Genomic DNA, 19,345 nt, shown 5'->3' with positions numbered 1-19,345 from the left:
GATCTCCTCTCAGCCCAGTTCGGCCACCGCCCGCACCAGGTCGTCCATCTCGACCGCGTTCGTGTAGTGCGCGAGCCCGATGCGGATGGCACCGCCGATCTCGCCGACGCCCAGCACCGAGAACACGCCGTGCTGGCCGGGATCGGCGAACGCGCAGACGCCCCGCGACGCGAGGTGTTCGACGCCGTCCTCCGCCTTGACCCCGGCGACCGAGAACGCCAGCGCGGGCACCCGCCGCATGGCGTCGCCGATCACCATCACGTGCCGCAGCGAACGCAGTTCGTTGATCAGGTTAGCGAGCAGCCCGGCCTGGTAGGCCTTCACGGAACCCAGCGACGTGAGCAGCCGCTCGCGCCGAGTCCCCGAGGCCGCGTCGTCGAGGTCCGCGAGGTACTCGACCGACGCAACGAGCCCGGCGAGCATCGGATACGCGTGCGGGCCGAGTTCGAGGCGTTCCGGGCCGCGCGCCATCGGGTCGACCGAGACCGACGGCAGCCGCTCCAGCACCGACGGGTCGCGGAACACCAGCGCGCCGACCGGCGGGCCGCCCCACTGACCGGCGGAGAGCGCGACGACGTCGGCACCCATGCCAACGATGTCGAGCGGCACGAACGGCGCCGCGGACGACGCGTCGACGACCATCAGCGACCCGTGCGCGCGGGCCACGGCGGAGATCTTGCCCAGGTCCGGGCGGGTGCCGACCACGCCGGACGCCGCCGTGATGGCGATCAGCTTCGTGCGGTCGGTGACGAGCTCGTCGAACTGCCAGCTCGGCAGCTCGCAGGTCTCGATGTCGATCTCCGCCCACTTGACCGCGCTGCCGGTGCGCTGGGTCGCCCGCAGCCACGGCGCGATGTTCGCCGGGTGGTCCAGCCGGGAGACCAGGACCTCGTCGCCCATGAACCAGTCGTCGGTCATGGCGTCGGCGAGGCGTTGCAGCAGCACGGCGGAGGAGGGACCGAGCACGACGCCCGCGGGGTCGCCGCCGACGAGGTCCGCGACGGCGCGGCGGGCGGCGTCCACGATGCCCTGGGCCCGCTGGGACGCGGGGAAGATGCCGCCGGGTCCGGAGACCGGCGCGCGCAGCGCGGTGGAGACGGCGGTGGCGACCTGTTCGGGCACCTGCATGCCGGCGGGTGCGTCGAGGTGTACCCAGCCGTCGCCGAGCGCGGGGAAGAGCCCTCGTACCCGTGCGACGTCGAACGCCATGAGTAACACCGTACGTATGCGGGCAAACACTGCAACGACCAGCCCCACCCCCGTTGGTTTCGAAAACCGGAAAGACGCGAGGATGGAGACCATGAACCAGGAGCAGCCCGTCGTAATCGTCGGCGGCCAGGACGGCGACATCGCCGACATGGTCGAACAGCCGGCCAAGGTCATGCGGATCGGCACGATGATCAAGCAGCTGCTGGAGGAGGTGCGGGCGGCTCCCCTGGACGAGGCCAGCCGCAACCGCCTCAAGGAGATCCACAAGCGGTCCATCGAGGAGCTCGAGGACGGGCTCGCGCCGGAGCTGCGCGAGGAGCTCGAGCGGCTGTCGCTGCCGTTCACGGAGGAGGGCACGCCCTCCGACGCCGAGCTGCGGATCGCGCAGGCCCAGCTCGTGGGCTGGCTCGAGGGCCTCTTCCACGGCATCCAGACCGCGCTGTTCGCCCAGCAGATGGCCGCACGCGCCCAGTTGGAGCAGATGCGCGGCCGTGCGCTGCCCGCAGGCGGCAGCGCCGAAGGTAACGAAGGCGGAACAACAGGCAAAGGGACGGGTCAGTACCTCTAGCTAAGGCACGCGGGGTTGGCTCTACGATGCGCGCTGACCGTTCTGGAGAGGAGCCACCGTGCTCGACCGAGTCCGCAATGGCCTGCAGGCCAAGCAGCTTCGTCACAAGCTTCGTGTCAAAGCCATCGAACTCATCCAGGACGCCCTGAAGCCGCAGCAGGAGCAGATCGCCCGCATCCAGGCCCAGCTGGACGGGTTGCGCGACGAGGTCGCCCAGCAGGCGAACCGCATCGTCGACCACACGGTGGGCCACGAGGTGCGGGCCCGGCGCGACATCGTGTTCGCCGCCGACCGCGAGGCCGCGCTGCAGAGCGCGCAGTTCGTGCACAAGAACATGCCGCGCGTCCCGCACTTCGGCTCCCCGCACGAGACGCTCGAGTTCGCCCTGGCCGAGGCGCCGGAGGGCGGCATGGCGCTGGAGTTCGGCGTCTACACCGGCGGCACGCTGAAGATCATCGCGAACGCCCGCGAGGGTGCCGAGGTGTACGGCTTCGACTCGTTCGAGGGCCTGCCGGAGAACTGGCGCAACGGCTTCCCCGCCGGCACGTTCACGATGGACGGCCTGCCGGACGTGCCGGGTGCCGAGCTAGTCGCCGGCTGGTTCGACGAGACGCTGCCGAAGTTCCTCGCCGAGCACGAGGGCCCCGTCACGTTCCTGCACGTCGACTGCGACCTGTACTCGTCCACCAAGACCGTTCTCGACCTGGTCGGACCGCGTCTGGTCGAGGGCAGCATCATCGTCTTCGACGAGTACTTCAACTACCCGCAGTGGCAGGAGCACGAGCACAAGGCGTGGCTCGAGCACGTGGCGGCGCACGGGGTGGAGTTCGACTACCTCGGGTACACCTACGACCACGAACAGGTCATCGTCAAAGTGATCAAGGTCTGACCGCACCGTGACCGACCGGTGAGCATGCCCCTCACCGGTCGCCGGTACGCTCAGTCCTCGTGCAAGCCACCAGTACGCTCGACCAAGCTGAGGCGCCCCCTGCCGTCAAGTCGCGCAGCTTCAAACGCGCGTTCGCGGACGTCCGGGAGGCGTGGGACCACCGGGAGCTGTGGGGCCACCTCGGCTGGCAGGACATCAAGCAGCGCTACCGCCGGTCGGTCATCGGCCCGTTGTGGATCACCATCTCGATGGGTACCACGGCGCTGGCGCTCGGCCTGCTGTACTCCGTGCTGTTCACCACGAACGTCCCGACTTTCCTCCCTTATGTGACAGTCGGCTTCATCGTCTGGAACTTCATCCTCGGCTGCATCACCGAGGGCACGGACGTCTTCATCGCGAACGAGGGGCTCATCAAGCACCTGCCCGCGCCGATCACCGTGCACGTGATGCGCATGGTGTGGCGCCAGGTGCTGTTCCTGGCGCACAACCTCGTGGTCTACGCGCTGGTCCTGGCCATCTTCTTCACGGCGCTCAACCACCCGTACACGATCACCAAGGGCGGCATCGAGCACCCCGGCCTGAGCTGGACCATGGTCCTCGCGATCCCCGGCTTCGTGCTGCTGGCGGTCAACGCCGTGTGGATCGCCCTGCTTTTCGGCGTCATCAGCACGCGCTTCCGCGACATCCCGCCGGTCGTGAACAGCTTCATCAACCTGGTCTTCTTCATGACGCCGATCGTCTGGGACACCGGGGTGCTGCAGAAGGTCACCGGTAGCGGGTCCGACAACGACTGGCGCATGCTCATCGCCGAGCTCAACCCCGTGTACCACTTCGTCGAGATCGTCCGGGCCCCGCTCATCGGTCACGCCATCGACTGGCACCACTGGGCGATCGTCGGCGGCTTCACCGTCGTCGGCTGGCTCGCCGCGCTGGTGATCCTGCGCAACTACCGCGCCCGCGTTTCCTACTGGGTCTAGAGGAGGTCGACACCCATGGTCAGCATCGACGTCTGGAACGCATCGGTCGACTTCCCGATCTTCGACGCCAAGTCGAGGTCGTTGAAGAAGCTCGCCCTCGGCAAGGTCGGCGGCAAGATCGAGTCCGAGGGCCGCGTCCCGATCATCGAGGCGCTGCACGACATCACGCTGTCGCTCAAGGACGGCGACCGCGTCGGCCTGGTCGGCCACAACGGCGCCGGCAAGTCGACGCTGCTGCGCCTGCTGGCGGGCATCTACGAGCCCACCCGCGGCCACTCGCGCATCATCGGCAAGGTGGCGCCGGTCTTCGACCTCGGCGTCGGCATGGACCCGGAGATCTCCGGGTACGAGAACATCATGATCCGGGGCCTGTTCCTCGGCATGAGCCGCAAGCAGATGGAAACCCGCGTCGACGACATCGCGCAGTTCACCGAGCTCGGTGACTACCTGCAGATGCCGCTGCGCACGTACTCGACGGGCATGCGCGTCCGGTTGGCCCTCGGCGTGGTCACGTCGATCAACCCGGAGATCCTGCTGCTCGACGAGGGCATCGGCGCGGTCGACGCGGCGTTCATGGCCAAGGCCCGCGACCGTCTCAAGGACCTGGTCGCCCGGTCCGGTCTGCTGGTGTTCGCGAACCACTCCGACGAATTTCTCGCGGAGTTCTGCGACAAGGCGATCTGGATGGACGAGGGTCACGTCAAGATGTTCGGTGGCCTGCGCGAGGTGCTGACCGCGTACAAGGGTTTCGACCCGTTCGAGCGGCACCAGCAGCACGAGGAGACCCCCGTTCTCAGCGGAAATGGTGGCGAGTAGACCGTGAACCTCGAGGCACTGCCCAAGGGCTCCGTGGTGGCCGTGGTGGTCACCCGCCACCGCAGGGACCTGCTGGCCGAGTCGCTGAAGGCCCTGGCGACCCAGACGCGCGTGCCCGACCACCTGGTCGTCGTCGACAACGGTCCCGACCAGCCGGTGGGCGACCTCGTCGAGCAGTGCCCGCTCCCCACGACCTACCTGCCGTCGCACCGCAACCTCGGCGGCGCCGGCGGCTTCGCGCTGGGCATCCTGCACGCGCTCTCGCTGGGCGCGGACTGGGTGTGGCTCGCCGACGACGACGGCCGCCCGGCCGACGAGAACGTGCTGGCCGTGCTGCTGGAGGAGGCGGAACGGCGCAAGCTCGCCGAGATCTCCCCCGTCGTCACGAACATCGACAGCCCGGACAAGCTCGCGTTCCCGTTGCGGCGCGGCCTGACCTGGAAGCGGTCGGCGGCCGAGCTCGGCACGGACTTCCTGCCGGGCATCGCGTCGCTGTTCAACGGCGCGCTGTTCCGCGCGTCCACGCTCGACGTCGTCGGTGTGCCGGACTACCGGCTGTTCTTCCGCGGCGACGAGGTGGAGATCCACCGCCGGATGGTGCGCTCGGGCCTGCCGTTCGGCACGTCGCTGCGGGTCGCGTACGTGCACCCGGACGGCTCGGACGAGTTCAAGCCGATGCTGGGCGGCAAGTTCCACGCCCAGGACCCGGAGAACCCGATCAAGCGCTACTACACGTACCGCAACCGCGGGTACCTGCTGTCGCAGCCGGGCATGCGCAAGCTGGGCGCGCTGGAGGTCTTCCGGTTCGGGCTGTACTTCCTCGCCGTGAAGCGGGACCCGAAGGCGTTCGTCGAGTGGGTCAAGCTCGTGCGCCTCGGGCAGCGGGAGCGCTTCTTCCGCAGGTGATCTGACGTTCGTGTGCCGGGGCGGGGTCTGCGGATCCCGCCCTGTGGCAACTTCGGGTAACGGCTCGCACACTTCGCGTGATCGGAGTAAGACGGGATGAGTGATCTCCCGACGCAGACTCCTGTCCCTGGCCGGTGCGAGCGCGCTGCTCGCCGCGTGCGGATCGAACACCGGGCGCGGTAACGGCACGAACCTCCAGCAGTGGTACCACGCGTACGGCGAACCCGGCGTGCAGCAGGCCGTCGAGCGCTACGCCAAGGCCTACGCGAAGACGCCCGTGGACGTGCAGTGGAACCCCGGCGACTACGACTCGAAGCTCGCCACGAGCCTGTTGTCCGGCACCGGGCCGGACGTCTTCGAGTCCACACCGCAGATCAGCTCGGTGCGGGCGGGCCAACTGGAGCCGCTCGACGACGTCTTCGGTGACGCGAAGAGCGACTTCACCGCGTCGATCCTCGCCACGCACACCGTCGACGGCAAGATCTACGGCGTACCGCAGGCCGTGGACATGCAGATGTTGTTCTACCGCAAGAGCCTGTTCGCCGCCGCCGGCGTGCAGCCACCGTCCACTGTGGATGAGCTGGTCGACGCTGCCAGGCGCCTGACGTCGGGCTCGGTCAAGGGCCTTTTCGCGGGCAACGACGGCGGCGGTGGCGTGCTGGGCGGTCCGGCGCTGTGGTCGGCAGGCCTCGACTACGTGCGTGACCACCAGGTCGGGTTCGACGATCCCCGTGCGGCGGTGGCGATCGGCAAGCTCCGCGAGCTCTACACGAGCGGCAGCCTGTTGCTGGGGGCGGTGAAGGACTGGGCGGAGCCGGACGCGTTCACCCAGGGTCTCGTGGCGATGCAGTGGACCGGCCTGTGGGCGGTGCCGGCGGTGCAGAAGGCGCTGGGCGACGACTTCGCCGTGCTGCCCTTTCCCTCGTTGGATGGCAGCGGCAGGCCGAGCGTGCCGGTCGGGGCGTTCGGCGCGATGGTCAACGCCAAGTCCTCGCGAGTCGCCGAGGCGAAGGACTTCGTGCGCTGGCTGTGGATCGAGAAGACCGACTACCAGGAGGACTTCAACCTCTCCTACGGCTTCCACATCCCGCCGCGGACCTCCCTCGCGGCGAAGGCCTCGAAGCTCACGACGGGCGCGGCGGCCGACGCGGTGAAGTTCGTGCAGGACAACGCCAAGGCGTCGAACCCGCCGGACTGGACGTCGGTGATGCGCACCGCGTTCAACGACGCCGTGTCCCGCGTGGTCCGCGACGGCGCTCCGGCCGAGTCCGAACTGCGCGGGGCGGCCGGCGTGGCGCGCGACGAGCTGAAGCGCCTGTACGGATGAGGCACGGACGCGCGTTCTGGCTGTTCGTGGGCCCGTTCGCCGCAGGCTTGCTCGTGTTCGTGTACGTGCCGATCGGGTGGAGCGTGCTGCTGTCGTTCTTCGACGCGCGCAACACGGTGACGCCGACGTCGTTCGTGGGGCTGGACAACTACGTCGACATGCTGACCGACGGGCCGTTCCTGAGCAGCCTGGGCACGTTCAGCGTGTTCGCGGCGTTCATCGTGCCGCTAACGTTCGCGCTGGCCCTCGCCCTCGCGTTGCTGGTCAACCAGATCACCTTCATGCAGGCGTTCTTCCGCTCGGTGTTCTTCCTGCCGACCGCCTGCTCGTACGTCGTGGCGTCGCTGGTGTGGAAGCTCTCGATCTTCAACGGCCTGCGCTCCGGCGTCGCGAACACCGTGCTGGGCTGGTTCGGCGCGGATCCGGTGGCGTGGACGGTCTCCACGTCGCCACCCTGGTACTGGCTCGTGCTCGTGACGCTGCGGCTGTGGTTGCAGCTGGGGTTCTACATGATCCTTTTCATCGCGGGCCTGCAGCGGATTCCTTTTGTGCTGTACGAAGCCGCGTCTCTGGACGGCGCACGGCCATGGCAGGCGTTTCGCTTCGTGACGCTGCCGCAATTGCGAACCACGTCGGTCGCGGTGTTGTTGTTGCTGTTGATCGGCGCTTATCAGGCCTTCGACGAGTTCTACAACGTGCTCGGCACCGATCGCGGTTATCCGCCGTTCGCGCGGCCCCCGTTGATCTACCTGTACTACACGGCTCTGGGCAGCGGCGGGCAGGACTTCGGGCACGGCAGCGCCGGTGCGGTGATCCTGACGTTGCTGATCGTCGGCGTGACCCTGCTGCAGGGGCGGCTGGTGCGGCGATGAAAGCGTTGCGGTATTTGGCGTTGAGTGTTTTCGCCGTGTTGTTCCTGCTGCCGTTCTACCTCGTGCTGCGCAACGGTCTGGTGGCGGAGTCGGAGATCAGCGCGGCCTCGTGGACGTTCCTGCCGTCGTCGATCCGGTGGGAGAACTTCGGCGAGCTGTTCGGCGATCCGGCCGTGCCGTTGGTGCGGAGCATGGTGAACTCGCTGGTGGTGGCGGTGTTGCAGACCGTGGGCCAGCTTTTGCTGTGTTCGTTGGCCGGCTATGGGCTGGCGCGGATTCCCTACCGGTATTCGGGGGTGGTGTTCTACTTCGTGGTGGCCACGCTGATGATTCCGGCCGCCGTGACGTTCGTGCCGACGTTCGTCGTGGTGTCGACTCTGGGGTGGGTTTCCGACCTGCGCGGGCTGGTGATTCCCGGGCTGTTCAGCGGGTTCACCGCTTTTCTGTTCCGGCAGTACTTCCTCGGGTTTCCCCGGGAACTGGAGGAGGCCGCGCGGATCGACGGACTGGGGTACTGGGGGACGTTCTGGCGCGTGGTCGTGCCGAACTCCCTCGGGTTCTTCGCGGCCCTCGGGGTGATCGCGTTCGTGACGTCGTGGAACCAGTTCCTGTGGCCGTTGGTGATCGCGCAGGACCAGGACTCGTGGACGGTGCAGGTGGCGTTGTCGACGTTCCTGACGGCTCAGTCGATCAACGTGCACGAGCTGTTCCTGGCGGCGGCGGTGTCCATCACCCCGCTGGTGATCGTGTTCGTGGCGATGCAGCGGTGGCTGGTGCGCGGGGTGGCGGAGACGGGGATCAAGGGCTGACGGAGATCGGTTCCTCGGTGTCGCAGTAGACGACGAAGCCCGCGTCGGCGGACCCCGCCACTCCGAACTCCAGCACCAGGACCGGCCGGGGCAACCAGCCCGTGTCCCTCGGCCGGTCGAGCCGCTCGACCGAGAGGACGACGGCGTCGGTCGCGGGGATGGACAGCTCGACCACGTCGCCGGCCTTCAGGTTCCACGGGTCGCACTGGAAGCGCCACGGCGTGTTCTGCCACTCCGAACTCCCGGCGAAGCGGGAGAAGGCGACGGTGCCGTCCCAGGCGAACTGCGACCTCGGGTCCTTCGTCTTCCACGGCCAGGCGAGGAAGACGTGGTGGTGCGAGACGCGGGCGACGGTGGTCGAGACGACCGGGCTGGACACCACGACCACGTCGCCCTCGTAGAGCTCGGGAACTTCATGGACGTGCAGAGCTGATCACTCCCCATGACGAACGGAGTGGTCAGGCTACCGAGCTCGCGAAGTCCCCCGGCGGGATCCACGGCACCCCGGGGCGGAACAGCCGCCCCTCCGGCGCGTACCGCCTGCTCAGCGCGGCCCGCCAGCTCCACTCGTCGAGCTCCGGATCGTGCGGCCAGTACGCCTCCCAGATCTCGGTCTTCTTCGCGCACAACGCCCCGCCGACGTTCTCCGGGAAGGCGAGCACGCGGTAGCCGGTGTACTCCTGGCGCAGGACCGCGGTCCGGCCCTGCGCGTCGGTGTTCGCGTCGGCCACCAGGATGGCGGCTGCCGTGTGGTCGATGTGGTCGCCCTCGCGGTGGCCGATCGAGCTGCCCGTGCGGACGAGCGACGGGGCGACGCGGTCGATGATGCCGCGGATCATGCCCACGAAGCCCTGGTAGGTGTAGGCGGGACGGCCGTCGATCGGCTGGGCCTGGAAGCCCGGGACGTTGAGCAGGCGCCAGAGGTCACCGAAGTTGTCCTCCGGGCCCGCTGCGGCGTGGACGTACGTGTAGACGATGCGGACGTTGGTGCCGGCCAGGCGGTTCGTGGAGACCGGGTGGCCGCCGAACGTCATTTCCTCGTAGTGCCAGTTGTTGGCCACGCCTGCTGTGCGCGCGTAGGCGGCCCTTACGCCGTCCATGCGCATCTCGGCGTACTGGATGCCCCCGTGCGAGGTGCCAGGGCGGTGCGGGATGTCTCCCGCGGTCAGGTAGGCGATCCAGGTTTCCTTGCCCGCCCAGACGTCCGATGCGATGTCCGGGTTCATGAAGAGCAGGTCGTCGTCCTGGTGCGCGATGAAGCTGAGCGTCGTCACGGTTCCCTCCCAAGGCCGTGTCGAGATCCGCCGCTCACGTGCTGGGCGGCGGATCCTGCCTTGAGAAGGAGGGGCGACTCAGCCCTCGAACACCTTCCGCCACGATTCCGCCGAGGTGAGCTCCGGCAGGGCGTTGCGGTAGACGCGCTTGAGCTGGTCCCACTCCTGGCCGAGGCGGCGGTAGTTGCGCGCCGCGCGCTTGGCCAGCTCGCGGAACTCCTTCGGGTCGCGCTTGTAGAACGCCACGGCGGTGCCGTCGGCGGTGGAGACGGTCGCGCTGTCCAGGTTGCCGAGCAGGAACCAGCGGGCGCTGAGCGCCGGCACGTTCATCTGCGGGCGGCCGGCCGCGTCGGGCTCGGGGCTGCGGAGGTTGTGCAGCAACGACTTCGCGGCGCGCTTGGCCGTGGTGATCTTCGACTGCGACGGCTGCAGCAGGGCCTCGGCGCGCACCTGGTCGAAGGTCGGCGGCGGGAACTCGCGGGCGGACGGGAGGGTCTGCGCGTCCGAGTACTCCGCGCGCAGCCTGCGCACCTCGGGCAGTGCGGTGCGCAGCGACTCGAAGAGGTGCGACGGGCCGGCGAGGAAGTCCTCGATCGCCTTCTGCTGCAACATGACCGTCGAGTACTCCATCGACAGCAGGTGCCGCAGCGTGAGCTTCAGGCCGTGCTTCACGATGCCGTTCTTCACGTCGTACGGGCTGTGCAGGGCGGCGAGGATCAGGCGGTTGCGCGTGTGGAAGTACGCCTGCCAGTCCGTCGAGTCGTTCTTGTCGGTCCACGGCATGTGCCACACGGCCGAACCGGGCAGCGAGACCGTCGGGAAGCCGTGCTCCAGCGCGCGCAGCGAGTACTCGGCGTCGTCCCACTTGATGAAGAGCGGCAGCGGGTAGCCGCTGCGGCGCACGACCTCGCGCGGGAACAGGCACATCCACCAGCCGTTGTACGTGGCGTTGATGCGAGGGTGCAGTTCCTTGGTGTCGCGCAACGAGTCCGTGGCGAAGTTGTGGTCGGTGACCGCGCCCGGCGCCGCGCGCCAGAAGCACGTGTTGAGGTCGACGATCTCCGCGAAGCTGTGCAGGCGGGCCCGCGAGTACAGGTTCAGCATGTGGCTGCCGACGATCACCGGCTGGGCGGCCGCGCGGGCGAACGCGTTGGAGCGCAGCACCGCGTCCGGCTCCAGGCGGATGTCGTCGTCCATCAGCATGATCTGGTCGGCGTCGGTGTTCTCGATCGCCTCGAACATGCCGCGGGTGAAGCCGCCGGAGCCTCCCAGGTTGTCCTGCTCGATGACCTGGAGCTTGTCGCCGAGCAACGCCGCCGCTTCCGCGAAACCCTTGGTGTCGCGGACCTTCACGGCACCCTGGTCGGCGACGAACACGTTGCTGAGCACGTCGAGCACGGCCTTGTCCTCGCCGAGCGCGCGCAACGCGATCACGGCGTCGACCGGGCGCATGGTCGTCATGCCGATGGCGACCTTCTGCACCGGCAACGGTTCGCGCACGGTCCAGGCCGCCTCGCGGATCTCCAGCGGCGCGTCGTCGGTGAAGACGTCGAACCAGATCCAGCCGCCGTCCTCGAACGGCTTGAGCGACACGGTGAACTCGATCTCGGTCCACTCGCCCGCCTCGCGGACGTACTGGCCCTCGATGTGGATGATGTCGCCGGACGGCCGCGAGCGGTACACGTCGACCCGGCCGGTGCCGCGGACCGCCATCCGCAGCACGACCTCGTCGACGGTCGTCCAGCGCTTCCAGTAGGACGCGGGGAACGCGTTGAAGTAGGTGGAGAAGGAGACCTTCGCCGACGGGGGAACCGTCGTGCTGCGGCGCGAGGCGACGTGGCAGTGCACCGAGTCCGGCTCGTCCAGGTAGAGCGGACGGACGTCCAACGGGTCCTCGTCGCGGGGCAGGATCACCCGTTGCAGCACGCAGTTCTGGTCCACGGACCTATCCCCTCACTAGAGCGGGCGGCCCGGAAGATCCGGACCGCCCGTGCACAGCGTTCGTGTGTGTGACTCAGAGGTCGTACAACCGCGACCAGGTGTCGCGGCTCGTGAGCTGACCCATCGCGTCGCGGTAGGCCCGCTGCATCTCCGGAGCCCTGCGGTACAGCTCGCGGAAGACCTTGGCGCCCTGCTTGGACAGGCGCACCGCGAGCTCCTTGTCCCGCTTGCGGACCCGCACGCCCTCCTGCGACGCGTCGGTCACGACCGCCGTGTTGAACAGCGAGACGTGCCACCACGCCGAGTCACCGGCGGGAACGGCGCCGGCTTCGTGCACCGACTTGCCGAGCAGCTGGTTCACGAGGCGCTTGGCGAACACCGGCGCGATCAGCTTCGGCGTCGGCGCGGCGCTGATCATCGGCAGGCTGCCCGGCTTGAAGCCCGGGATCTCCGACGCCGGGTGCCGCACGGTCTCCGGGAACTCGGCGCGCAGCTTGCGGATGTCCGCCGCCGCCTGCACACCGCCGTCCGCCAGGAAGTCCGGACCCTTCAGGAAGTCCTCGATCGCCTTGAGCTGCGTGGCGGCGAGGCCGTACTGCATGCCCAGGATGTACGTGGCGAACGACTTGGCCATGCCGCGCACGATCATCTTCGGGTCGAAGCGGCTGTGCAGCGCGGAGGTGATCAGGGCGTTGCGCAGGTTGAAGTACCTGTGCCAGTCGTCCCAGTCCTTCCAGTGGAAGTCCGCGTGCCAGACACCGGCACCGGGCAGCGACACGGTGGCGAAACCGTGTGCCCGCGCGCGGTAGCCGTACTCGATGTCGTCCCACTGGAAGAACAGCGGCAGCGGGTAGCCGACCGCCTTCACGATTTCCGACGGGATGAGGCACGACCACCAGCCGTTGTAGCCGGCGTCGACGCGCTTGTCCTGGACGTTGCGCTTGCCCGTCTCCTCGTCGTAGCCGGTGAGGTCGGCGTTGAACAGCGCGCCTTCCACGACCTGGCCCGGCGCGAGGGTGTCGAGGTTCGCGAACTCGGCACCGACGTGCAGGAAGTTCGGGTGCAGCAGGTAGAGCATCTGACCGCCGACGATGGTCGGCTGCGTCGTGCGGTTCGCGAACGCGGTGAGCCTGATGACGATCTCGGGCTCGCACAGCACGTCGTCGTCCATGAACAGGACGTTGGCGTGCTCCGCGTGGTCGATCTCGGTGACCTCGTAGAGGCCGCGCGTGAAGCCGCCGGCGCCACCGAGGTTCGGCTGGCGGATGTAGCGCAGCTTCGACCCGAGCGCGGCCGAGACCTCGGCGAACCGCTCCCGCGACTCGACGGCGTCCGTGCCCTGGTCGACGACGTAGACCGTGTCGACGAGCTCGAGCGGCGCCGGGTCGGACGCGAGGGCGGCCATCGTGTTGAGGCAGTCGTCGACGCGGTTGAACGTGCAGATGACCACGGCGGTCGGCCGCACCGTCTTCGGCGGCGCGACCGTCCAGCGGACCTTCTCCACCGCGAGCGAGTCCTCGGCGGTGACGACGTCGAACCAGAGGCCGCCGCCGTCGGTGAACTTGTCGATCTTCGTGGAGAGGCGCACCGTCTTGGCCTTGGCCTTGGTGACCTTCTCCGCGGCGACCGTGCGGGTCTCACCCTCGGAGTCCGAGGCAACGAGCGCGACCTGGCCGGAGCCGGTCACCTCGAGCTCGAGCTCCACCTCGGGGCTCACGCACCACCGCTGCCAGTAGGAGGCGGGGAAGCGGCCGAAGTAGGTGTTCATCGTGACCGTGGCGTTCGGGTGCACCACCATGCGGTGGCGCTCCCGGTCCGCGATCCCGCGCTTCACCTCGGCGTACAGGTCCTCCGAGACGATCGGCGAGGGCCCTGCGAACAGGCCGCGCTGCGTCAGCAGCTTCTCCGGAGCTTCGTGCTCCACGAGGTTGGACTTGCCCGGCATTGCGATTCAGTCCTCCAGCGACCCGTCCAGCGCCTGACCGGACGCCAGGTGCGGAGCGATCTTGTTGTCGAACACGCTCAGCGCCGAACCGATCGCCATGTGCATGTCCAGGTACTTGTACGTGCCGAGGCGCCCGCCGAAGATGACGTTGCGCTCTGCGGCTTCCTTCTTCGCCAGCTCGCGGTACCGCTCCAGCTTGGCGCGGTCCTCGGCCGTGTTGATCGGGTAGTACGGCTCGTCGTCCTTCTCCGCGGCGCGGGAGAACTCCCGAACGATAACCGTCTTGTCGTTCGGGTACTCGCGCTCCGGGTGGAAGTGGCGGAACTCGTGGATGCGCGTGTACGGCACGTCGGCATCGTTGTAGTTCATGACCGGCGTCCCCTGGAAGTCGCCGATCGGCAGCACTTCCTGCTCGAAGTCGAGCGTACGCCAGCCGAGCCAGCCCTCGGAGTAGTCGAAGTAGCGGTCGACGGGACCCGTGTAGACGACCGGCGTGCCGGCCGGGATCTCGTCCTTGACGTCGAAGAAGTCCGTGGACAGCTTCACGTCGATGTTCGGGTGGTCCGCCATCTTCTCGAGCCACGCGGTGTAGCCGTCGACCGGCAGACCCTCGTAGGTGTCGTTGAAGTAGCGGTTGTCGAAGGTGTAGCGCACCGGCAGGCGGCTGATGACCGCGGCGGGCAGCTCCTTCGGGTCCGTCTGCCACTGCTTGGCCGTGTAAGCCTTGATGAACGCCTCGTAGAGGGGGCGGCCGACCAGCGAGATCGCCTTCTCCTCGAGGTTCTTCGCGTCCTTGGTGTCGATCTCCGAGGCCTGCTCGGCGACCCACGCCTTGGCGTCCTCGGGCGACATGTACCGGCCGACGAACTGCGACAGGAGACCCAGGCCCATCGGGAACTGGTACGACTGACCGTTGTGCATCGCGAACACGCGGTGCTGGTAGCCGGTGAACGAGGTGAACTCGTTCACGTACTCCCACACGCGCTTGTTCGACGTGTGGAACAGGTGCGCGCCGTAGCGGTGCACCTCGATGCCTGTCTCGGGCTCTGCCTCCGAGTAGGCGTTGCCTCCGATGTGGTCACGCCGCTCCAACACCAGCACCCGCTTGTTCAGCTGGGACGCGGTGCGCTCGGCGACCGTGAGGCCGAAGAATCCGGAACCGACGACGATCAGGTCATAACCTGCGAAGCTCACGGCAAGCGAGGTTACCTGCATGCCCGGAGTGCCCCGAATTCAGGGCTGGGCACGGAGAAGTTGTTCTTCGGTGCTCGCGACGCGCTTGTCCAGCTCGGCGCGCACGTCTTCCAGCTCACACCGCAGGAGGGCGATCTCCTCGACAGTGGTGCGCACCTCCTCTTCGAGGTGACCCACCTCACTCGACAGCTGCAGCACGACGAAGAACAACACGAACGCCGCGCCCGCCAGCACGAGGTTGGCCGCGAGCTGGACGCCCGTGAGATCGGACAGCAACGAGGGCAGGCCGGGAACAGCGCCCAGCACGACCACGCCCAGCGCCAGCACCAGCCACATGCCGGCGTACTTCTCACGCAGCTTGCGGCGCCTCATCATCTCGATCACGACGACGAGGACGAGCGCTGCGGCGATGATCGCCATCAATCGGAACTCGGACACGGGAGCCTCCCTATGCGGCTTCGAGGGAGCCCGTCTTGGGCTTCCTGCGCACGATCGCGAGGACCAGCGCGAGCGTGGCCCGGAGCAGGTAGACGGCGGACTTCACGGGTGAGGTGCTCGGTGTGCCACCGGCGCGGACGCGCATGGCCACCGGAACCTGGGCGATCTTCAGGCCGGCGCGCACGGCCATCACGAGCGACTCCAGCGTGTCACCGAGGTACTCCGCCGGGTAGTGCGCGGCGAACAGGCGCACGGCGCGCGGGCCCGCGGCCTTGAACCCCGACGTGACATCGGTGAGCTTCGTCCCGGAGATGCCGGAGAGCACGACCGAGAAGACCTTCATCGCCCAGCGACGCGGGCCTCGGGCCTTGTAGTCGCCCTTGCCGGCGAAGCGCGCACCGATGACCAGGTCCGCGCGGTCGAGCTCGCGCAGCAGTTCCGGCACGTCGGCAGGGTTGTGCTGGCCGTCGGCGTCGACCTGGACGACGACGTCGAAGCCGTTGCGCAGGGCGTAGCGGAAGCCGGTGCGCATCGCGCCACCGACACCGAGGTTCACCGCGAGACGGGCGACGTGGGCACCGCTTTCGCGGGCTCGCAGCGACGTCTGGTCGGTGGACCCGTCGTCGATCACGAGCACGCCGACGTCGGGCATCGCCGCCTTCACCTCGGCGATGATCTTTTCGATGCTGTGCTCTTCGTTGAGAGCGGGCAGAACGATGAGCACTCGCCGGTAGTCGACCGAGTCAGACACAATGCGCAGCCTAACCGTGTTGGTTCGCGGCGTTCACGCCGCGGTGCAGGACAAAAGCGCAGGCGCAGGCGGCACCGATCGTCGGTGCGATCGCGAGGCCGAGCACGGCACGGGTGACGGTGTCACCGGGCCAGAACAACAACGTCGCGGCACTGCTGCCGGCGACGACCGCCCAGACGACGAGCACGAGGCCGGCCTGCTTGCGGGCGACCAGCACCGCGGCGAGCAGCAGGGTCGCTCCGAGCAGCACCGACGACCAGGCGAGGCCGGCGACGGCCCAGCCGGTCACCACGTAGTCGGCCCCGTAGACGGTCCGCACCAGCCAGGGACCGAGCAGCCAGCCGACCACCGCGCCGAGCGCGCCGAGCACCACCGCACCGGCGATGCCCTTCACCAGCAACGCCCGCAGTCGGTTCGCGCCGCTCTCGTCCTGGGACAGCCGCACGACCAGCGGCACGGCCATGGCCTGGACCGGTTGCAGCAACAGCAACGGCGCCCTCGCCACGATGACCGTCGCGAACAAGGCGCCCAGCGCCGGGTTCGCGCCGTCACCGGTCAGGAGGTTCACCATGGCCGGGTAGCCGGTCAGCACCGACGCGGTGAGCGCGGCGCCGAACATCAGCACCACCACCCGGCGCACCAGCGGGCCCCACGCTTCACCGCCTTCGCGCGTGTTCAGCGTCTTCTTGGCGGAGAACACGAAGAAGAGCCACGCGAACGAGCCCACGGCGACGGCGACCGACATCGGCACCAGGTCGGTGAGACCCGCGGCGAGCAGTCCGCCCACCACAAGCACGCGTGCGGCCGCCTCGGTGACGACGATCCCGCCGTAGGGACGCACGTGGTCGTGCCCGATGAGCAGGCCGCGCACCGCCACCTGGACCGCGAACCCGAGACCGCCGACCAGCGCCACGAGCCCGAGAACGGTGTGCCCGCTGAACAACCTGTCGCCGATCGCCGGGACCAGTGTCAGCAGGCCGGCCAGCGCGACGACCACGCCGCCGACCAGAGCGGTCTGCACCGCGGCGAACCCCGTGCGCTCACCGCGCAGGGCGGCGTGCGCGGACAGCCGCGAGACCTCCTGCTCGATCGGGCCGACGGCGGCGCCGAACGCGAAGAGGACGCCCCAGAAGCCGTTGAAGACCGCGAAGTCGCTCGTGGACAGCAGCCGGCCGGAACCGATCTGCAGCAGGGTGCCCAGCGCCGTCCCGACGAGCAGGGCGGCGCTGACCGTGCCCAGCGACCGGCCGAGCGTCTTCACTTGCCGAGACGCTTCCGAATCGCCATCGAGAGACCGCGCGCGGCTCCCGCGCCGAAGCAGGCGGCGAAGACCGGCAGCAGCTTCGCGACCGAGAACGCCTGGTCCTTGCTGGCGCCGCTCTTGCGCGCGATCGCGCCCGCGGCACCGGAACCGAGCAGCGCGAGCACCAGGGCGAGCAACGGCCGCTTCACGAGCACGAAGAGACCGACCACCCCGACACCGCCGGCCGCGAACATCGCGTTGCGCACCGGGCCGGGCGAGTCGAGGTAGCCGTCGACGAACGTGGTGCCGCGGAAGTAAGCGTGCTTCACGAACTTCTGCAGCGAGTCGCGGCTGTTGTACTGCGCCGCGAAGCCCGGCGCGATCCAGATCGGGCCGCGCTCGGCGATCGAGCGGAGCATGCGGGTGTCGTCACTCGCCATCCGCACGTCGTCGTACAGCGAGGAGAAGGAGACCGCGGCCTCCTTCAGCACGTTCTTCGGGGCGACGAAGAGCGTGGTGCCCTTGGGGAACGCGTCGAAGTCCTCGGCGCTGAAGGACACGAGCCGCGGCTCGGCGAGGTAGCGCCGCCACGCGACGGCGACGAGACCGGCCATGAAACCCGCGTACGGGTTGCCCTTGGTGTCGGTTTCGATGTGCCCGTTCCACACCGTGCGCTCGGGGTGCGCGGCGAGCTGGTCGCGCAGGAAGACGAGCGACTGCGGGTCGATGACGACCCGGCTGTCGATGAGCAGGACCAGCTCGCCCGACGCCGCCTCGACACCGGCGAGGCGCGCGGCGAAGCGGCCGCTGTTCTCCTGCGAGATCACGGTGACGTCGAGCTCGGCCAGGCGCTTGGACGTGTCGTCCGTGCTGCCGTCGTCGACGACGATGATCTCCGCGGGCCAGTTCGCGTTGGCGATGGCCGTCTTCAGGGCGCCGACCGAACGTCCGATCCAGTCCGGTTCGTTGAAAACCGGGATCACGATGCTCAGGCTGGGGACGTTGTCGAGGGATTTGCTCCGGCTCGTCACACCTGACAGTATCCAGGCGGTCCTTTGATCCCGAGCCTCAGGGGTCCTTCCCGTGATCGCCTTCATCGCAGGTACCACCGCTGAACTCATCAAGGTGGCACCCGTCTACCACGCACTCGTCGCCCGCGGCTCCAAGCCGCTGCTGTGGTTCACCGCGCAGCACTTCGACGAGGTCGCCGACGTCCTCGAAGACCTCCAGCTGCCCGAGCCCGACCTGTGGCTGGTGCCGCGGGGCAAGGCCCGCAACCTGGAGACCCCCAAGCAGGTCCCCGGCTGGGCGCTCTCCGTCGCGCAGACCGCGTGGAGCCAGCGCCAGGAGCTGCGCCGCTCCCTGACCACGGACGGCAAGCCCGGTCTCGTGGTCGTGCACGGCGACACCTTCACGACCCCGTACGGCAGCCTCATCGCCCGCCGCCTGCTGGGCGCGCGCGTGGCGCACGTCGAGGCCGGGATGCGCTCGGGCAGCCTGCTCTCGCCGCTGCCGGAGGAGCTCAACCGCCGCATTGCGACGAAGCTCACGGACGTCCACTTCGCCCCGTCGCAGAACGAGGTCGACAACCTCCGCGGCGCGCGCGGCGTCGTCGTGAACACCGGCGCGAACACCGTCATCGACGCGATGCGCCTCGCCATCAACTCGAGCACGGACGAGGACCTCCCCGAGGAGTTCGGCCTCGCCACGCTGCACCGCTTCGAGCTCGTGTCCCGCACGGACAAGTTCCGCGAGGCGCTGGAGCTGCTGAAGAAGGCCAGCGAGAAGACGCCGATGCTCTACCTCGCCGGTGCGCCGGAGCGGGAGCGCATCGAGCGGCACGGCTGGGGCCACCTGTTCGACAACGAGCGCTTCATCATGCGTCCCAAGAAGCGCTACCTGCAGTTCCTGCCGATCCTGGCGCGCGCCAAGTTCGTCGTCACGGACTCGGGCGGCCTGCAGCAGGAGTGCTCCTACATCGGCATGCCGTGCGCAATCCACCGCGAGCGCACGGAGACCAAGCAGGGCCTCGGTCAGAACATCGTGCTGACCGGCATGGAGACCTCGCGGCTCGAGAAGTTCCTCGGTGAGTACGAGACGCTGCGCCGTCCGTCCATCATGGAGAAGTACCACCCAAGCGAGATCATCGCGGACACGCTGACGCAGCTCGGCTACGTGTAAGGCCT

General features: G+C 68.5%; 18 protein-coding genes and 1 pseudogene. 9 read left to right on the top strand and 10 right to left on the bottom strand.

From position 1 onward, the window contains the following. Positions 1-9: 9 nt before the first annotated feature. Positions 10-1,209 (bottom strand): cysteine desulfurase-like protein, encoded by a 1,200-nt coding sequence (locus ABZX02_RS14610; protein WP_355298269.1) that lies wholly within the window; start codon positions 1,207-1,209, stop codon positions 10-12. 136 nt (positions 1,210-1,345) lie between these two features. Between ABZX02_RS14610 and ABZX02_RS14605 the strand changes: the two are divergent. From ABZX02_RS14605 to ABZX02_RS14570, 8 genes and pseudogenes are all read left to right on the top strand, one after another. Continuing rightward, positions 1,346-1,777, top strand: a pseudogene (locus ABZX02_RS14605) (bacterial proteasome activator family protein); the annotation flags it as partial. A 58-nt stretch (positions 1,778-1,835) separates the two neighbouring features. Beyond that, on the top strand, positions 1,836-2,666 hold the full coding sequence (locus tag ABZX02_RS14600) for a class I SAM-dependent methyltransferase (RefSeq protein WP_355298268.1): 831 nt from the start codon (positions 1,836-1,838) through the stop codon (positions 2,664-2,666). 59 nt (positions 2,667-2,725) lie between these two features. Further along, positions 2,726-3,643 carry an ABC transporter permease gene (locus tag ABZX02_RS14595; protein WP_355298266.1) on the top strand — a complete coding sequence of 306 codons (918 nt, stop codon included), beginning with the start codon at positions 2,726-2,728 and terminating at the stop codon, positions 3,641-3,643. Positions 3,644-3,658: 15 nt separating this feature from the next. Further along, positions 3,659-4,459 (top strand): ABC transporter ATP-binding protein, encoded by an 801-nt coding sequence (locus tag ABZX02_RS14590; RefSeq protein WP_355298264.1) that lies wholly within the window; start codon positions 3,659-3,661, stop codon positions 4,457-4,459. Positions 4,460-4,462: 3 nt separating this feature from the next. Beyond that, positions 4,463-5,365: a glycosyltransferase family 2 protein gene (locus ABZX02_RS14585; RefSeq protein WP_355298262.1), complete on the top strand. Its 903-nt coding sequence runs from the start codon at positions 4,463-4,465 to the stop codon at positions 5,363-5,365. A gap of 100 nt (positions 5,366-5,465) precedes the next feature. Beyond that, a complete protein-coding gene (locus ABZX02_RS14580; RefSeq protein ID WP_355298260.1) occupies positions 5,466-6,692 on the top strand; it encodes a sugar ABC transporter substrate-binding protein in 1,227 nt (408 codons plus the stop codon). Continuing rightward, entirely contained in the window at positions 6,689-7,564 is an 876-nt protein-coding gene (locus ABZX02_RS14575) for a sugar ABC transporter permease (protein ID WP_355298258.1), read from the top strand. Before ABZX02_RS14580 ends, ABZX02_RS14575 begins: the two co-directional genes overlap by 4 nt. Continuing rightward, on the top strand, positions 7,561-8,373 hold the full coding sequence (locus ABZX02_RS14570) for a carbohydrate ABC transporter permease (protein WP_355298257.1): 813 nt from the start codon (positions 7,561-7,563) through the stop codon (positions 8,371-8,373). Before ABZX02_RS14575 ends, ABZX02_RS14570 begins: the two co-directional genes overlap by 4 nt. Here the strand turns inward: ABZX02_RS14570 and ABZX02_RS14565 are convergent. The 9 genes from ABZX02_RS14565 to ABZX02_RS14525 all read right to left on the bottom strand — a co-directional run bounded on the left by ABZX02_RS14565 (position 8,363) and on the right by ABZX02_RS14525 (position 18,190). Further along, positions 8,363-8,761, bottom strand: coding sequence for a hypothetical protein (locus ABZX02_RS14565; RefSeq protein ID WP_355298255.1), 399 nt, complete (start codon positions 8,759-8,761; stop codon positions 8,363-8,365). The two genes, ABZX02_RS14570 and ABZX02_RS14565, sit on opposite strands and share 11 nt — an antisense overlap. 70 nt (positions 8,762-8,831) lie before the next feature. Further along, entirely contained in the window at positions 8,832-9,647 is an 816-nt protein-coding gene (locus tag ABZX02_RS14560) for a PIG-L family deacetylase (RefSeq protein WP_355298253.1), read from the bottom strand. Positions 9,648-9,725: 78 nt separating this feature from the next. After that, positions 9,726-11,588: a glycosyltransferase gene (locus tag ABZX02_RS14555; RefSeq protein ID WP_355298251.1), complete on the bottom strand. Its 1,863-nt coding sequence runs from the start codon at positions 11,586-11,588 to the stop codon at positions 9,726-9,728. Positions 11,589-11,661: 73 nt separating this feature from the next. Next, complete coding sequence (locus tag ABZX02_RS14550) at positions 11,662-13,533, bottom strand: glycosyltransferase (protein WP_355298249.1); 1,872 nt, start codon at positions 13,531-13,533, stop codon at positions 11,662-11,664. A 6-nt stretch (positions 13,534-13,539) separates the two neighbouring features. After that, positions 13,540-14,748, bottom strand: coding sequence for a UDP-galactopyranose mutase (gene glf, locus ABZX02_RS14545; RefSeq protein ID WP_355298248.1), 1,209 nt, complete (start codon positions 14,746-14,748; stop codon positions 13,540-13,542). Between the two features lie 18 nt (positions 14,749-14,766). Next, the gene (locus ABZX02_RS14540; RefSeq protein WP_355298246.1) at positions 14,767-15,165 is read right to left on the bottom strand and encodes a DUF2304 domain-containing protein; all 399 of its coding nucleotides are present in this window, start codon (positions 15,163-15,165) and stop codon (positions 14,767-14,769) included. A gap of 10 nt (positions 15,166-15,175) precedes the next feature. Further along, the gene (locus tag ABZX02_RS14535) at positions 15,176-15,919 is read right to left on the bottom strand and encodes a glycosyltransferase family 2 protein (RefSeq protein WP_355298422.1); all 744 of its coding nucleotides are present in this window, start codon (positions 15,917-15,919) and stop codon (positions 15,176-15,178) included. Positions 15,920-15,926: 7 nt separating this feature from the next. Next, positions 15,927-17,177, bottom strand: coding sequence for a hypothetical protein (locus tag ABZX02_RS14530; protein WP_355298244.1), 1,251 nt, complete (start codon positions 17,175-17,177; stop codon positions 15,927-15,929). Beyond that, positions 17,174-18,190 (bottom strand): glycosyltransferase, encoded by a 1,017-nt coding sequence (locus ABZX02_RS14525; protein WP_355298242.1) that lies wholly within the window; start codon positions 18,188-18,190, stop codon positions 17,174-17,176. The genes ABZX02_RS14530 and ABZX02_RS14525 overlap by 4 nt, the downstream gene beginning before the upstream one ends. Positions 18,191-18,242: 52 nt before the next feature. On the opposite strand from ABZX02_RS14525, the gene ABZX02_RS14520 reads away from it, so the two are divergent. Next, entirely contained in the window at positions 18,243-19,340 is a 1,098-nt protein-coding gene (locus ABZX02_RS14520; RefSeq protein WP_355298240.1) for a UDP-N-acetylglucosamine 2-epimerase, read from the top strand. Positions 19,341-19,345: the final 5 nt, after the last annotated feature.

The organism is Lentzea sp. NPDC003310 (assembly GCF_040610935.1).
Taxonomy (GTDB): domain Bacteria; phylum Actinomycetota; class Actinomycetes; order Mycobacteriales; family Pseudonocardiaceae; genus Lentzea.
The sequence above is the reverse complement of the archived record's forward strand: the minus strand, read 5'-3'. Positions and strand labels throughout refer to the sequence as shown.

What these genes read in the sequence shown, in the direction of transcription:
- ABZX02_RS14575 (WP_355298258.1), top strand. Translation starts at nt 6,689, where the DNA reads ATGAGGCACGGACGCGCGTTCTGGCTGTTCGTGGGCCCGTTCGCCGCA.
- ABZX02_RS14590 (WP_355298264.1), top strand. Translation starts at nt 3,659, where the DNA reads ATGGTCAGCATCGACGTCTGGAACGCATCGGTCGACTTCCCGATCTTC.
- glf (WP_355298248.1), bottom strand. Translation starts at nt 14,748, where the DNA reads ATGCAGGTAACCTCGCTTGCCGTGAGCTTCGCAGGTTATGACCTGATC.
- ABZX02_RS14570 (WP_355298257.1), top strand. Translation starts at nt 7,561, where the DNA reads ATGAAAGCGTTGCGGTATTTGGCGTTGAGTGTTTTCGCCGTGTTGTTC.
- ABZX02_RS14550 (WP_355298249.1), bottom strand. Translation starts at nt 13,533, where the DNA reads ATGCCGGGCAAGTCCAACCTCGTGGAGCACGAAGCTCCGGAGAAGCTG.
- ABZX02_RS14610 (WP_355298269.1), bottom strand. Translation starts at nt 1,209, where the DNA reads ATGGCGTTCGACGTCGCACGGGTACGAGGGCTCTTCCCCGCGCTCGGC.